13 protein-coding genes are annotated in these 15,241 nt (G+C 35.1%); all 13 read left to right on the top strand.

What is annotated here, in order from left to right; genetic code table 11:
• Nucleotides 1-8: 8 nt before the first annotated feature.
• Entirely contained in the window at nucleotides 9-362 is a 354-nt protein-coding gene (gene rplR / locus HBA_RS00255; protein ID WP_097032071.1) for a 50S ribosomal protein L18, read from the top strand.
• Between the two features lie 14 nt (nucleotides 363-376).
• A complete protein-coding gene (gene rpsE / locus HBA_RS00250) occupies nucleotides 377-877 on the top strand; it encodes a 30S ribosomal protein S5 (protein WP_097032070.1) in 501 nt (166 codons plus the stop codon).
• 6 nt (nucleotides 878-883) lie between these two features.
• A complete protein-coding gene (gene rpmD, locus HBA_RS00245) occupies nucleotides 884-1,066 on the top strand; it encodes a 50S ribosomal protein L30 (RefSeq protein ID WP_097032069.1) in 183 nt (60 codons plus the stop codon).
• A gap of 3 nt (nucleotides 1,067-1,069) precedes the next feature.
• Nucleotides 1,070-1,504 (top strand): 50S ribosomal protein L15, encoded by a 435-nt coding sequence (gene rplO / locus HBA_RS00240; protein WP_097032068.1) that lies wholly within the window; start codon nucleotides 1,070-1,072, stop codon nucleotides 1,502-1,504.
• Between the two features lie 7 nt (nucleotides 1,505-1,511).
• Complete coding sequence (gene secY, locus HBA_RS00235) at nucleotides 1,512-2,843, top strand: preprotein translocase subunit SecY (RefSeq protein ID WP_097032067.1); 1,332 nt, start codon at nucleotides 1,512-1,514, stop codon at nucleotides 2,841-2,843.
• Nucleotides 2,844-2,876: 33 nt separating this feature from the next.
• Nucleotides 2,877-2,993, top strand: coding sequence for a 50S ribosomal protein L36 (gene rpmJ, locus HBA_RS00230; protein WP_097032066.1), 117 nt, complete (start codon nucleotides 2,877-2,879; stop codon nucleotides 2,991-2,993).
• Nucleotides 2,994-3,133: 140 nt separating this feature from the next.
• Nucleotides 3,134-3,490, top strand: a complete 357-nt coding sequence (rpsM, locus tag HBA_RS00225) for a 30S ribosomal protein S13 (protein ID WP_097032065.1) — start codon at nucleotides 3,134-3,136, stop codon at nucleotides 3,488-3,490.
• 16 nt (nucleotides 3,491-3,506) lie between these two features.
• Nucleotides 3,507-3,896, top strand: a complete 390-nt coding sequence (rpsK, locus tag HBA_RS00220) for a 30S ribosomal protein S11 (protein ID WP_097032064.1) — start codon at nucleotides 3,507-3,509, stop codon at nucleotides 3,894-3,896.
• Nucleotides 3,897-3,923: 27 nt separating this feature from the next.
• Nucleotides 3,924-4,544, top strand: a complete 621-nt coding sequence (gene rpsD, locus HBA_RS00215; protein WP_097032063.1) for a 30S ribosomal protein S4 — start codon at nucleotides 3,924-3,926, stop codon at nucleotides 4,542-4,544.
• A 26-nt stretch (nucleotides 4,545-4,570) separates the two neighbouring features.
• Nucleotides 4,571-5,557 (top strand): DNA-directed RNA polymerase subunit alpha, encoded by a 987-nt coding sequence (locus HBA_RS00210; protein ID WP_097032062.1) that lies wholly within the window; start codon nucleotides 4,571-4,573, stop codon nucleotides 5,555-5,557.
• A gap of 40 nt (nucleotides 5,558-5,597) precedes the next feature.
• Nucleotides 5,598-5,993 (top strand): 50S ribosomal protein L17, encoded by a 396-nt coding sequence (gene rplQ, locus HBA_RS00205; protein WP_097032061.1) that lies wholly within the window; start codon nucleotides 5,598-5,600, stop codon nucleotides 5,991-5,993.
• Nucleotides 5,994-11,012: 5,019 nt separating this feature from the next.
• The gene (locus HBA_RS03415) at nucleotides 11,013-11,189 is read left to right on the top strand and encodes a hypothetical protein (RefSeq protein WP_157774264.1); all 177 of its coding nucleotides are present in this window, start codon (nucleotides 11,013-11,015) and stop codon (nucleotides 11,187-11,189) included.
• A gap of 3,503 nt (nucleotides 11,190-14,692) precedes the next feature.
• Nucleotides 14,693-14,977, top strand: a complete 285-nt coding sequence (gene rplY, locus HBA_RS00200) for a 50S ribosomal protein L25 (RefSeq protein WP_097032060.1) — start codon at nucleotides 14,693-14,695, stop codon at nucleotides 14,975-14,977.
• Nucleotides 14,978-15,241 lie beyond the last annotated feature (264 nt).

Here is a 15,241-nt window from a genome sequence, read left to right as displayed (position 1 = left end):
GTAATACTATGGATAAGAAAGTTGCTCGTATTCGTCGTGCTACTCGTGCACGATGCAAGATCCGAGAGTTGGGTGCAACTCGCCTGGTAGTACACCGTACCCCACGTCATATTTATGCACAGGTTATAGTGCCAAACGGTTCTGAAGTCTTGGCAGCCGCTTCCACTGTAGAAAAAGCTATTGTGGGGCAGTTAAATGGTACCGGTAATAAAGCTGCTGCTGCCGCAGTAGGTAAAATTATAGCTGATCGTGCATTAAAAAAAGGCATTAAAGATGTGTCATTTGACCGTTCTGGGTTCAAATATCATGGTCGAATCCAAAAATTGGCAGATGCTGCCCGTGAAGCTGGCCTTAAGTTTTAATATAGGGAAATAAAATGGCACGTATTGAAAAACAAAATAGTGAACTGCAGGAAAAGTTGATTGCGGTAAATCGCGTATCTAAGACCGTAAAAGGTGGCCGTATTTTTAGCTTTACTGCACTGACTGTTGTTGGTAATGGTGACGGTCGTGTTGGTTTTGGCTACGGTAAAGCACGTGAAGTTCCGGCTGCCATCCAGAAAGCAATGGAAAAAGCCCGTCGCAACATGATAAATATTGCGTTGAATAACGGCACGTTGCAGCACCAAATTAAAGGTGCACATACGGGTTCTCGCGTTTTTATGCAGCCGGCTTCAGAGGGTACTGGTATTATTGCTGGGGGCGCAATGCGCGCTGTTCTGGAAGTAACAGGAGTTCATAATGTATTGGCAAAAACCTATGGTTCTACTAATCCGATCAATGTGGTTCGTGCAACTATCGACGCTCTTGGCAATATGAAATCTCCTGAAATGATCGCTGTCAAGCGTGGTAAATCCGTCGAAGAAATTCGAGGGTAAGTAACCATGGCTCATACTATTAAAATTACTCAAACTCGTAGTTCCATAGGTCGTTTACCAACACACAAGGCAACTTTGATTGGGTTGGGTTTGCGTTGCATTGGCCACACTGTAGAGCTTAAAGATACTCCTGCTATACGAGGAATGATAAATTTAGTTTCCTATATGATCAAAGTAGAGGATCAATAAGAGATGCGTTTAAATACTCTGTCTCCGGCTGAGGGTTCCCAACACCCCTCAAAGCGTCTATGCCGAGGTATTGGTTCTGGTTTGGGGAAAACCGGTGGCCGCGGTCATAAAGGTCAAAAATCTCGTTCTGGCGGAGGAGTAAGGCGTGGGTTTGAAGGTGGTCAGATGGCTCTGTACCGGCGTCTTCCAAAATTTGGTTTTACGTCGAATAAATCTATGGTGACCACAGAAGTCCGCCTGTCCGATTTGGCGCATATAGAAGGAGAAGTCGTAGATCTTAATGCGTTAAAAGTTTCTAACATCATTGGCAACAAAACTGTATTCGTCAAAATAATGCTATCAGGCAAGATCAAACGTGCAGTTATCGTGCGTGGCTTACGTGTAAGCAAAGGCGCCCGTATCTTAATCGAAGCAGCCGGTGGCAAAATTGAGGAATAAGTAGCAGATGGTTAAACAACCAAGATTAGATTTTTTTAATACCAAGAGCGGATTAGGTGAATTAAAAAGCAAACTTTTATTTGTTATCGGAGCGCTTATTATTTTCCGCATTGGCTCTTTTATTCCGATTCCTGGAATCGATGTTACTATAATTGCAAGGTTGCTAGAAGAGCAACGTGGCACTATCATTGAAATGTTCAACATGTTCTCTGGTGGGGCACTTAGTCGTGCTTCTATATTTGCGTTAGGAATCATGCCATATATTTCGTCATCGATCATCATTCAGTTACTTACTATAGTTCACCCGTCGTTAGCAGAAGTTAAAAAAGAGGGTGAATCAGGCAGACGTAAACTTAGTCAATACACGCGTTATGGCGCATTGTTATTGGCGGTATTTCAATCAATCGGCATTGCGACTGGTTTGCCAAATATGCCTGGAATGCAAAACCTGGTAATTAATCCAGGTTTTATATTTTACTTGACTGCGGTAGTAAGCTTAGTTTGCGGAACAATGTTCCTAATGTGGTTGGGTGAACAGATTACTGAACGAGGTATTGGCAACGGTATCTCCATCATTATATTCGCAGGTATCGTAGCAGGATTGCCGCCTGCTATTGGCCAGACTATAGAGCAAGCTCGACAAGGTAATATGCAATTTATTGTGTTACTATTAGCTGTAGTGTTTGTGTTTGCGGTAACATTTTTTGTAGTCTACGTTGAACGTGGACAACGACGCATCATCGTTCACTACGCCAAGCGTCAGCAAGGACGTCGCATTTATGCTACCCAGAGCACACATTTACCGCTTAAAGTTAACATGGCTGGGGTTATTCCGGCAATTTTTGCTTCCAGCATAATTTTGTTTCCGGCTACGATTGCATCCTGGTTCGGAGGTGGAACAGGTTGGAATTGGCTTTCTGTTTTTTCGTTTTATTTACAACCTGGTCAACCACTTTATGTGTTATTATACGCAATTGCAATCATATTTTTCTGTTTTTTTTATACAGGGTTAGTGTTTAACCCGCGAGAGACGGCAGATAACTTGAAGAAGTCCGGTGCTTTTGTACCAGGCATTCGTCCAGGAGAACAGACGGCAAAGTATATTGATAAAGTGATGATTCGTTTAACGTTTATCGGCGCTATGTACATGACCTTTATTTGCCTAATTCCTGAGTTCATGCGTGATGCAATGAAAGTGCCCTTTTATTTCGGAGGCACATCTTTATTGATCGTCGTTGTAGTGATCATGGACTTTATGGTTCAAGTGCAGACTCTATTAATATCAAGTCAATATGAATCCGTATTAAAGAAAGCACATCTGAAATATTATAACCGTTAATTAAAAAAACTTGAGAAGTTACAGAGAGTAAACATGAAAGTTCGCGCTTCTGTTAAGAAATTATGTCGCAACTGCAAAATTGTTAAGCGTAATGGTATCGTTCATGTGATTTGCAGTTCTGATTTTAAGCATAAACAACGCCAAGGATAATATTTTCAGCTTTTTCTTGCAAAATTGGTTGTAGATAGCTAAATTGACGAGCCAATTTTAGATATCTTTGCAATCTTGTTTAAGTATCCTGAAACGGGCTTTTCAGGATCATATTTTATTAAATTTTTTAGGAGTGAATAGTGGCCCGTATAGCAGGCATTAATATTCCTGATCACAAACATACCGGGATTGCGCTAACGTCAATTTATGGCATTGGCAAAACGCGTTCGCGCCACATCTGCGCGGCCACTGGTATTGCTGAAAATATTAAGCTTAGTGATCTGTCTGAAGAGCAAATTGATATATTGCGTGATGCAGTTGCCAAGTTTGTTGTTGAAGGTGATTTGCGTCGTAAAGTAACCTTGAGTATTAAGCGTTTAATGGATCTTGGTACTTATCGTGGTTTACGTCATCGTCGTGGTCTTACTGTCCGCGGTCAGCGGACAAAGACTAATGCCCGTACCCGCAAGGGTCCACGTAAACCGATAAAAAAATAGTCTGGGTGAGTAAATAATGGCGAAAATACCTACTCGTGCACGTAAACGAGTTAACAAACAAGTTGCAGATGGTATAGCACATATTCATGCATCTTTTAATAATACTATTGTAACTATCACCGATCGTCAGGGTAATGTGTTAGGCTGGGCGACAGCTGGTGATTCCGGTTTTCGAGGGTTTCGTAAGTCGACTCCTTTCGCTGCACAGGTGGCAGCAGAACGTTGTGCTGAAGCAGTAAAAGAATATGGAATTAAAAATCTTGAAGTTATGGTTAAAGGGCCAGGTCCGGGACGAGAATCTACTATCCGTGCGTTAAACGCGTCTGGTTTTCGCATTACGAACATTACTGATGTAACTCCTATCCCCCATAACGGTTGTCGGCCGCCTAAAAAACGTCGTGTATAACGTTGCCTTAGGTTATTTGGAGAATAAATGGCAAGATATTTGGGTCCTAAACTTAAACTAAGCCGTCGTGAGGGCACAGATTTATTCCATAAATCTGGTGTTCGCTCGATCGATTCTAAGTGCAAAATTGAGCAATTGCCCGGTCAGCACGGTACACGTAAACTGCGTCTGTCTGATTACGGCGTACAGTTACGCGAAAAACAAAAAGTTCGTCGTATTTACGGTGTGTTAGAACGTCAATTTCGAAACTACAACAAAGCAGCAGCCCGCCTGAAAGGTAATACTGGTGAAAACCTTTTGCAATTACTAGAAGGTCGTCTCGATAATATCGTTTACCGCATGGGCTTTGGTACTACTCGTGCTGAATCTCGTCAATTAATCAGTCACAAGGCTATAATGGTGAACGGCAATGTTGTCAACATTGCTTCTTATCAAGTAATTCCTAATGATGTTGTCAGTATCCGCGAAAAAGCACAAAAACAATCCCGTGTGCGTGCCTCATTAGAACTTAATGAGCAGCGTGAAAAGCCAACTTGGCTTGAAGTCAATGCTACTAAGTTCTCAGGAGTGCTCAAGCGTATTCCAAGACGTACTGATCTATCTCCGGATATTAATGAACACCTGATAGTTGAACTTTACTCTAAGTAAAGTTTAGTACTATAAGAGAGGAAACAATGCAGGGTTCTGTAATAGATTTTTTAAAACCACGCCTGGTAGATATTAAGCAAATTAGTTTAACTCATGCCAAAGTTACCCTTGAGCCATTAGAGCGTGGCTTTGGTCATACTCTAGGTAACGCACTTCGCCGTATTCTGCTTTCATCTATGCCGGGTTGTGCGGTGACTGAGGTTGAGATTGATGGTGTACTGCACGAGTACAGTACCAAAGAAGGTATACAGGAAGATATCCTAGAGATCTTGCTTAACCTGAAAGGGTTAGCAGTAAGATTACAAGGTAAAGACAAAATCTTTTTGACCCTAAATAAATTTGGTATTGGCCCTGTAACTGCAGCTGATATTAGCCATGATGTGAATGTCGAAATTATTAATCCGCAGCATGTTTTGTGCCATTTGACCGATAAAAACGCATCTATCAATATGCGTATTCAAGTTCAGCGTGGACGTGGATATGTTCCGGCTTCTGCACGAATGCACGTAGAGGAAGAACGCCCTATTGGCCGTCTGTTGTTAGACGCATGCTATAGTCCTGTAGAGCGTATTGCCTATAATGTTGAAGCTGCACGTGTTGAACAGCGTACCGACTTAGACAGACTTGTTATAGAAATGGAAACTAATGGTACTATCGATCCTGAAGAAGCTATTCGCCGTTCAGCAACTATTTTGGCTGAACAATTAGAAGCTTTTGTTGACTTGCGTGATATACGTCAGCCAGAAATAAAAGAGGTAAAACCGGAATTTGATCCGGTTTTACTTCGCCCTGTTGACGATCTTGAATTGACTGTCCGCTCTGCTAATTGCCTTAAGGCAGAAGCTATTCATTACATTGGTGATTTGGTACAGCGCACGGAGGTTGAATTGCTGAAAACGCCCAATCTTGGTAAAAAATCTCTTACCGAAATTAAAGATGTGTTAGCTTCCCGAGGTTTGTCTCTGGGTATGCGTCTGGAGAATTGGCCTCCGCTAATCATAGCAAATGAATAATTCGATCACATGTTAAAATTTTACTGAGAAGGATGAGGTTATGCGTCATCGTAAGAGTGGTCGTCAATTGAATCGTGATAGCAGTCATCGTCAAAGTATGTTACGTAACATGACTGGTTCTTTGGTTCGCCATGAAATCATCAAAACGACTTTATCAAGGGCTAAAGAACTTCAGCGATTTGTTGAACCTTTGATTACACTTTCTAAAATAAATAGTGTGGCAAATAGGCGTTTAGCATTTTCTCGCACTAGGGATAACAAAATTGTGTTAAAACTATTTAGCGATCTAGGCCAACGTTTTGCAAACCGTGCCGGTGGTTACACTCGTATTTTAAAGTGTGGTTTCCGTGCTGGCGATAACGCACCAATGGCATATATCGAACTTGTTGATCGCGCTGAAGTAATAACACTAAGAACGGAAGGAACTGCAGAGTAATATGTTTAGATTTTGTCCGCAATTGCTCTTTTATTAAACTTACTACTGTAACGAATAGCTAGATACTGCATCGAAGGTGCAATATCTATTATTTTGCTTCTTTCTACGAAAAGTCACATATCTTCTAAACCAAGTTTCTTAAGCCAGTGCACAAGATTTCTTGTGTCATAGATAGCTTGCTTTTGTCCATTTTGATTTTTAGTATACTTAATTATAATTAAGTAACGTTGACTATACTAATGTGTATAGTCATTTTTTATATATTTATTTGTAGGCGTGTTTTTCTCAATAATTATCACGAGTCAATACTGTTTGATCAACACAGCTTGTTATTGCCTATTTTCCTCTTGGATATAATAAATTACTATATGCATACACAGTATAATGCCTCCAGCAGTTTGGTAGATCTTAGTGTTAGTTTGGTCGTACTTTATAGTTGTGTCAACCTAGTACGCGAAAGATATGTGGTAAAGCAATTAACGGGTAAAGGGTATATGTTCTCTTAAGACTTGCTTAGTATCAATAATATCTTAACAAATCAAATGTTATTGACATCAATGTACTATACATGTAGTAGTATCATTACTGCAGTTTTATAGACATATTTTATAACAATAGTTTATTAAGTAAACATAGATGTTATAGAGTTGTGTTTTATCATTTTATAAAAAGTAAGATGAGAGGAACATTATATTACTATCAGCTATTTTGTATGTAATTTATAGTTGCTTTTTAATTAAAATTACTTTCTGCACTAAATTTATTGAGATTAATCAATTTAATAAGGTAATTACCTATAAATATCACAAGTGCTGTTCTAGTAATAAGCGCGATTTGAAGAATGGTGAGTAAGTATTATGTTCTAGCTTGGTAAAGCTACTTGTGCTGCCCTTGGACTGCGCCATAAATCTTTTATGATTTAACAATGGTGATTACACTATTTTAACTTCTTATGGTATAGTTATTTTGGTGCGTTGTAGTATTAAAGATTAGTTATGCTAGTAAAGCTTTATGGCGCTAGCTAACATTTACGATTGGTATGTCGATTGTTTTTGAGTTTCTCCAGGAGAAAAGGAAGAAGTTTTTTGTTAATCCCCTGATAAATTGAAATTGCCTCATCGCTTATAAGCCATCTAAAGATCTATAACGGATTAGTACTAAAAGTCTAATAGATGTTTTAGTAACGTCATAACATTAAACCTGGCTTAGGTTGTGTTACTGAAACCTTAGTATTGAAAGATAAGGTATTTTAATATGTTTTTACCTTAGCATTTGTATTTTGCTAAATATCGATTATAATCTCTGATTATAGCCATATTTTTTATAAATTTATAACTAATAGCTTAACTTAACCCCAGTAGTTTACGATATTTAGGGGTTAAAATTAAAGTCACGCATTTAGCATCGGATAAGCCGATAAATTTCTAGGATTGTACTTGTTTTGATTACGCGCTAAATATCAAACGTAAGACTTACTATTCTTAGTAATGTCATGAATAGGCAGTTACTGCAATAAATATCAAAATCTAGCCATGGATGTGCTAAAGCATTCCGATTTGAAGAATAATAATTATCGAAATTGTTGAGTTAATTTGATGTTAACAAAACCGACATCTAATTTAGAAATTTATCTTCATTTCAAAAAATAAATTTTGCTTAATAGCACTGAATTCAAATTTTATGCAAAAGTTAATGGCAATTTTTGTTAGGTTTATCCTGCCATTTGAGTTAGTTTTTTCAATTAGTGATTAATAACTGAATAAATAGTATTCATGTCTAAGCTTAAGCCTCGTCCATATTATGATGATTGGGAATTAATTTATTAATTTTATTTTAAATTTAGCCACCAATTATTTGGTCATTGCATGACTTAAAAGGAATTTAAGATTATTTATCACTCCTTAACTTGAGGAGTTAGTGGTAGCAAGCCTTGCACACATATTATTCCCAAGCGAGTCTGGCAATTTAGTTTAGTATTGTTTTTTTGGACAATAGAGGAAGTGCAGTAGCTACATTTCTGCTTTATCACATTAGTTGTTGTACTGGTGTTTGTGCTGATTGAAGGCTATATGAGTATTCTAATTTTTATTGTGATTACGGTAATCATGAGATAGATGTTTGCGCATATAGCTGTCACTCTGTACTTTGATGTCTTGACTGTCACATTTGTATTTTTGCAGTTTACTTATATATCGCTCTAAATGTATACGCAAGAGCAAAATTATTCGAAATTAGTCTTATTGCACGCCTTTACGTTAAACGAAATTGTATGTTGTTAAGTTTTTATAGTTCGGTACGTGTAAATACCGTATTAGCATGCACATGATGCTTAGGTGATTCCTGCGTAATACTGGTCTAAAAAAAGAACATTATGTGCTCTAACTAGTTTAGTCACAGGATTATTAGAGCTATCTGCTATTAAAGCTTGGTCTTTTTTGCTGCCTGTTCTCTGATTTTTAATAGGTTAAAAGAGCAACAAAGTTACAGTTTTTTTTGGAGAATACCTTTTAGTAAAATAAACATTAATATCATTAATTTTATTTGCAAAAGTCTTTTTAGATAAAAAGATTCTGTGCCTTTTCTAATTATGTTCATTGAGAACTGTGAAGTATCGTTGATATCTTTCTTCATTGTAAGTACCTGAAAATAACAGATACCAAGATCAATAGCTAAAAAATATATAGCTAGGTACCATAATATCGATATTATCGTGTTTATTGTTAAACATGGATGTTCATCCAATCACCAGTAATTTTTTATTATGCTATAAATTTTAAATAAAATCATAGAGAAAAATATTTAGAAATGCGAAAGAGTTTTATTCGGTAAAAAACAACTCAAAATGATTGTAGATAAAATATTAACACAATCATAGCATCTAAATGGACGTTAGGATAACTAACATAATTTTTTACTATGGCGCATGATATTCAGGAGTTAATATGTTTGCCTAGAGTTTGTAGGCTGTAGGCATTATAATGCTAATTAGCGCACAATATTGGGTTTAGTTTATGGCATTGTGTGCTGGTAGTGTTGATGCGTTAAATGGTATACCCTATTATTGCTAGTCGTTTTGCTTTTTGAAAGCACTAGTGTATTTATCTTGTTCATTGATGACAGAATTTACCTTCTCTCTAAAAATAACCGCAAACCTGGAGTTCAGTAAATATGATAATATGATCAGTAGGTTATTAATTAATCCTAGTTATAAGTTAAAATTTATTTATATTACGGCTAGAGAATCATGCTACTTATAATAAATTGAGTTTGGGTTTTTTACTACCGACTATACTGTATATGTTGTCGGCTCCCATTTCGTAACTTATTAAGGGTAATAAGAGTATATTGACTATGTTTATTTGATGACCGCCGATCGTTTATATGCGCTAAATCTCTATCATCATGCGCATGTTAAAATCTCAATTATCGTCTAGTTATTGTCCTATTTACATAGAAGCATAGCCGAATAGGAAAATAATCATAAGCGTAAAACTATCAATCTTAATTTTACTACTTTTTTACTAATTTTCAAAATGTATGTCGATAAGACATTAATAAATTAGGTTTTTATAGATAAGTTTTATCTATTTTAGCTAAAATACAAAGATGTATAGGTAATTTGCACTCTACGTGAGTTAAGTTGTTACTAGTACTTTTAGTTTAATTCAAAATACTTTAATAAAATTATAAGTGCATAAGATTGTTATAGATTATACTTATTTATGAGCCTTTTATTACAATATAACAGTGCTAAAGGATTTATGGATTTTCTGCTTTTCCTAGTTATTAAAACCAACGCGCTGATCTTATGCAAGATTGATAATAACTTTAATAAAGTTTTCATGATTTGTTAAAAAAAACTTACAGTTTAATATTTTTAATCAAGTATAAATCTGATTGCAACACATTTCAGAGGATGTAATCGACATTCTGGCAAAAACCTCGCTTAGTTTACTCTCTGTTATGAGAGAGTTGAATAATATAATTGGGGGCCATGCGTTAAAGGTAAAATAAACTATACCTAGTAGAACTAGAGAATGATCACTTGTAAAGTGCTAGAAAAACCAAAAAGATCTTAATTGCTAATTTTTGCTGCTGATCTAGCGTATAGCGTTTTTATCATCGGCTAGATCAATACTCCCTATAGAGAATGAAATTTTTAAAGTCATAGACATCCATTATATCAACACATTTATTTATCAGTATAACGTGATGCTTAGAGCATTGGTAGTGGACTAATTTTTGTTTGACTAATATTTTATTTGATGTCTTATAAATTGCTGCATTTATATCAGATGCACTGTTTTCAAATATGCTAGCTTGCTGGCATATTTGTATTACAGCATTTTTTTGCTATGAATCTGCGCTAATAATAGCGCTACGATGATTTAACATGATGTAGTATGCTATCAAACATGCACTCTCTTTTTTAATAATGTCTTAGAAACAAGAAAAGTTAATTTCCTAGCGTACGTTTAAGCCATGAACCATATATAAAAGGGTACAAGATATTAGCAACTTGCTTAGGTTTTAGAATAAGAGTCTCTCTACAATTGCTAGATCTTTCCCTGGTAAAATTATTTTTAGTAGGTGATAATAATTCGGTAACTCCTTCTAAATATATAGGATAATAGTTTCTAGAAGATTCATGTTATTGGTTTTTGCTTAAAACTTAAGAATCATACCTTCCTGTATGAATATCAAATGTTTTGACCGCTATACACGTACTGTGGAATAGATTAGAATATGAAAAATTATTTCAATATATTTAATTTTAACAAGATATTCAGTATGTATTGGGATCTTCGGCGCTGGATGCCCATATACGCTTGACTAATATGAGCCGGATAAAATATTTAGTCGTAACCATATTCAACGATTATGGTTACTTTCCGGGAAATTTACACAACCCTAGTTATCTATAGCTAGGGCTATTAATAATAAGTTACAAAAACGATTTTGAACATGGATTTTCAGTCGATCAGATCCACTTATCTGTGATGATGATTTTCTTTTGGTATAGCTTTACTGAGCTATTACGACATTATATTTTATCAAATAATATGTAAACTGATGAGTAAGTTAGATAAGATCGTTGTTAACTACTTGATAGTAAAATGCAATAACAAGCCGTGCTTCTTTTTTGTCTCAAATACGAAAGCACTCTTTTGTACCTTAAATAAGTGTTGCCCATGATATCTGGTTTGCAAAGATTATGAGTTCGCTAGCTTGGCAAATCACATCTTGTTGTCAGGATTAAACATTTGCTGAAAGACATTAGTAATAAAATTATCATGTATTCATAGTGCTTCTCATATCTTATATAATAATATTATTTGTAACCTTTCATCCTAATTCTCCCCCCCAGATTGTTGGGGTGAGTAGCAAAAAAAAAACTGACTAAATAAAGGCTGTAGAATCGCAATTCATGCGATGGTATCTTAAAAGGTAACTGCTGTCCATCGAATAAAATTATTTCAAATAAAGCTAAGGATTATAATCATCCAGGCTAATTTCCTCTTAGCTATTTATTTTCTTCAGCATTGGTCAGTGTAGTTATTTTGTGCCAGAGCGGATTTTTCTTCTACCTCGTGCTAGAGTTTAGTCACATTCAACTTAACAATACTTTATCTCCTAATATCATCGCTGTTGTTCCTTATGTGAATGCTACATTTTAGTAGTTATTATATAAAATAATAGTAGAAAATAGTTTCTTGCAGTGAATCTTTTTAGATTGAAGGGCGCCGTGGATTGCGCAATTAATAAAAATTAAAAACAATAATAACAGAGTTATCGTAATTAATAAATGCAATAATGTTAAGAGATAGAATCTGCACATTGTTTGCGGCTTGCAGCAGGGTTTTTAATTAAAGTTAGTTTGAACAGTAATTAAACCTGAGTAAGTCCAGCTAGATATGTTTAGTTATTAGGGTAACAAATAATACACGGCAGAAATGTTAGATGTATTGCCATTAAATAGGTTTTATAAATATTAACGTAGTTACATAATATGCGGTTTACTGATGCCGATCGCTATCGTGGCAGGTTATATAGTCGAGATTGTGTTTGGCATAAATTTCTCTGGCTCTGCACTACCTAGATTATCTGGTTCAAAGAATACGGTTATGCCTAATAACCACCAGAAATTGAATGTAATCACGGCCACATCATGGTGTTATCAATAGTCAGCATTGTTAGCGCACAACATGTGACGACGTGCATACCCATTCTTTTTGCTAATATAATTTTGTCGGTCACGTTAGCTTCCTTATTTACACACATCCTGAGCAGTAGTCATACTGCAAATTATAAGTAATTGTTTGAATATTCATGTATTTCTTGTGGAATAAATTTGAATAATACCAAAGATATTATGAAATAATTTTAGAGTAACATTTGATTTAGCATCCGTTTTAACCACAACAGCACTGCTTTGTGACTCGAGTAGTGAATTTACTTAGGTTATCGATTAGTTAATAATAGATTTTTAACTCAAATGCGATCTGTATCGTAGCTACAATTCATATATTCTGGTCCTAAGATGATTTGTAAATCGCTGTTGGGAATTCATACGTAACATATTAAAGAAGGTGATATTATCATATCGTAGTTCCAGATTTGTACTAGCGTGTAATGATTTAGCGCTTATCCACTTCACTTACTTATTACGGTATTCCCAAGGTGGTCTTAGACCATTTTTTATGCTGAAAAGGTAGTATATACTGATTATTGCCGTAGCTTATTAATTATTACTTCTAAGTTAACTATCTCTTTGCTTGGGGTGGGTCTATAAGTTCTCATTAATTGATATTAACAACACTAATAAGTGGAATGACTCTTAGCTTAAGACTTTAAAACTGATACTTGATTCGTGGAAGAGTGAGTGAAATATTATCGGCGGTACCTGATAATTTAGCACTCTCGTATCTTTAAGTTGTATGTTGTCGGTTTAGCATGCACGGAATATTTATTACCTATAAAGTAGGTGTTTATGCGCTTATAGACGTCATAAAAAAGTGCTGAATTTTTATTCATGAACAATTCATTAATAACTATAACATCTTTCTAACTCAACGTTGTGCAAGCAACAGTTTATGAATGTTGAAGTTCAGTCTGGGGTTTTGCTCTGGGTACATTCGGTGCTACTTCTATGTACACGATAAAGTTGCTATCGAAATTATAACTATAATATTATAATACTTATTTTGTAAGGATCTTTTTAAGATGCTTGATTAAAATAACCCCGATTTTACACGCCACTATTGCGATAGTGATCGTTAAAAGAATAATCATAGTGCGCAAGGAGGGTATTAAAGTTGTAGCGACCGATATGGACCAGCAGTATGAGAAGAGTTAATCATACATATCAATTTATTTAGGAGAATTTTAGCGTGTTATCATCTTGGATATGATAAACTTAATTTTCTTTTTTTATATGGTGATGATATAAATCACCATAAATTATAGTTTCCTAGTTATAAATTCGTTAAAGGTGATCGCTACATAAGTGGCGATGATCTGTTAATGTTTATAAAATAGGATATTAGAATTAAGTAAGTATGAGATTATCTCAGGAATAATTTTCAGAATAGCAAAAATATTACTATATTAACGAATATAAATTGACATTTTGTCATAAACAGTGACATTAATACTAGCTTAGAGCGAGTGTTAGGGTTATCGCTATCGTAACCTTGCGATAAGTATTATAGCCATCGTGCTGGTTTTTCTGTCTAGTCGCTTAGAAAGATTTTAGTAGTATACTAAAATTTGCTGTTAATATTTATGTATGATGCTCATCATTTCATATATTATACGTTATGGGCTACAGCATAAAACATTCACTAATAAAATTATAATTAAATAGCTACACTGATTCTTGGCCAATGTGATTTTTATGAAGATGAGTCTAAAGCCATTAACCTGATTTATTCAGCCATTAATTACTGAGTGAGATAAGAAAGTTTTATATCTATCGGCTAAGAAATTTTGTTAGAATTTTTATTCATACCTTAAATTAAGGTAAGGTATCAAGACCATAATGTTGTGTTTTTCTAACTGTAAGAAATTTATAGCCATTACGATGGTCCTATACAATACAATTACCGTAGCTAAAAATGTTAGTCAATTATACAGTCAGGACTATTATTGCTATTTATTTGCATAAATATACGAAATTTTTTTTCGTTTATTTAGACAGTATTTACTTGAGTTATTGGCTTTCATCCTATTTCTTGTAAAAAGGCGTTATCCATAATAAGTTACCTTCTTACTTTCTTTAGTGACCTGCCTGTTAATTGCAATAATGCTTTAGTCAATATCATCGATAAAAGATGCCGTAGAAAGTGATATACGTAACAGTGTGATGATAGTCTAACTGTCACTTTATAAAATGATTCAGTTATATCTATCCCTTGCATAAATATTTTTTAGATGATTCATGTTTAATCTTGAAGTATTAAATAATACTCCTGGCCAAGAAGTTTATTGTTTCGCTTGTATGGCTATTGTGGTACATGTAAAATAAGTTTTTCGATTATCAAAATTGCTTGAGTAGTATTGATAAACTATGCAATTAGTTGGATTTTGTTTATTCCGCACCAGTAATTTCGGTAATTTTTTTGCGTGCTACAAGCACGTGTACCCCGCTTGCTAATAGATTGCAAGTGGCAAATTTAATTTTGAATTTTGAGAAAATCATGTTAGTGATAAATGCTAAACTTCGCCAAGATCAAGGAAAAGGGGCTAGTCGCCGTATGCGCATGAAAAACAAGTTGCCAGCTATTGTTTACGGAGGTTTTAAATCTCCGATTGCAATCGAGCTTGATCATGATGTCGTTTTAAATATTCAGAAAAAAGAAGGTTTTTACAGAGATCATATCTCTTTGATTATAGAAGGTCAAGAAAGCGAAGTTAAGGTACAGGCGGTGCAGCGTCATCCATTTAAACCTAAACTGACTCATATCGACTTCGTGCGTGTCTGAGTATTCACTGTCGTAAAAAACGCAGCAAAATGTGATTTTTTTGTTTATGTAGACATGTTTGTTTATGCATGTTTTATCAGAAGTTTTTTCATAAATGGAGTAATCTCTAGCTATGCAATTAATCGCTGTGATCATTTATCTCACTACGTTTTGATTTATTTTGTATTTTATTTTGCTACATAAAGGTTTCGAATTTTATTCGTTAATATGCTTTTAATTTTAGTGTTAATCTTTTGCTGTTGTATCTATCATCGATTTTCCTTT

Origin of the sequence: Sodalis endosymbiont of Henestaris halophilus, assembly GCF_900161835.1 — a bacterium.
GTDB lineage: Bacteria > Pseudomonadota > Gammaproteobacteria > Enterobacterales > Enterobacteriaceae.
This window is presented reverse-complemented; position numbering and strand designations above follow the sequence as displayed.

Excerpts from the sequence above, each read along its gene's own strand:
- secY (WP_097032067.1), top strand. The coding sequence starts at position 1,512 with ATGGTTAAACAACCAAGATTAGATTTTTTTAATACCAAGAGCGGATTA.
- rpsE (WP_097032070.1), top strand. The coding sequence starts at position 377 with ATGGCACGTATTGAAAAACAAAATAGTGAACTGCAGGAAAAGTTGATT.
- rpmJ (WP_097032066.1), top strand. The coding sequence starts at position 2,877 with ATGAAAGTTCGCGCTTCTGTTAAGAAATTATGTCGCAACTGCAAAATT.
- rplO (WP_097032068.1), top strand. The coding sequence starts at position 1,070 with ATGCGTTTAAATACTCTGTCTCCGGCTGAGGGTTCCCAACACCCCTCA.
- HBA_RS00210 (WP_097032062.1), top strand. The coding sequence starts at position 4,571 with ATGCAGGGTTCTGTAATAGATTTTTTAAAACCACGCCTGGTAGATATT.
- rpmD (WP_097032069.1), top strand. The coding sequence starts at position 884 with ATGGCTCATACTATTAAAATTACTCAAACTCGTAGTTCCATAGGTCGT.
- rplR (WP_097032071.1), top strand. The coding sequence starts at position 9 with ATGGATAAGAAAGTTGCTCGTATTCGTCGTGCTACTCGTGCACGATGC.
- rplQ (WP_097032061.1), top strand. The coding sequence starts at position 5,598 with ATGCGTCATCGTAAGAGTGGTCGTCAATTGAATCGTGATAGCAGTCAT.
- rplY (WP_097032060.1), top strand. The coding sequence starts at position 14,693 with ATGTTAGTGATAAATGCTAAACTTCGCCAAGATCAAGGAAAAGGGGCT.
- rpsK (WP_097032064.1), top strand. The coding sequence starts at position 3,507 with ATGGCGAAAATACCTACTCGTGCACGTAAACGAGTTAACAAACAAGTT.
- rpsD (WP_097032063.1), top strand. The coding sequence starts at position 3,924 with ATGGCAAGATATTTGGGTCCTAAACTTAAACTAAGCCGTCGTGAGGGC.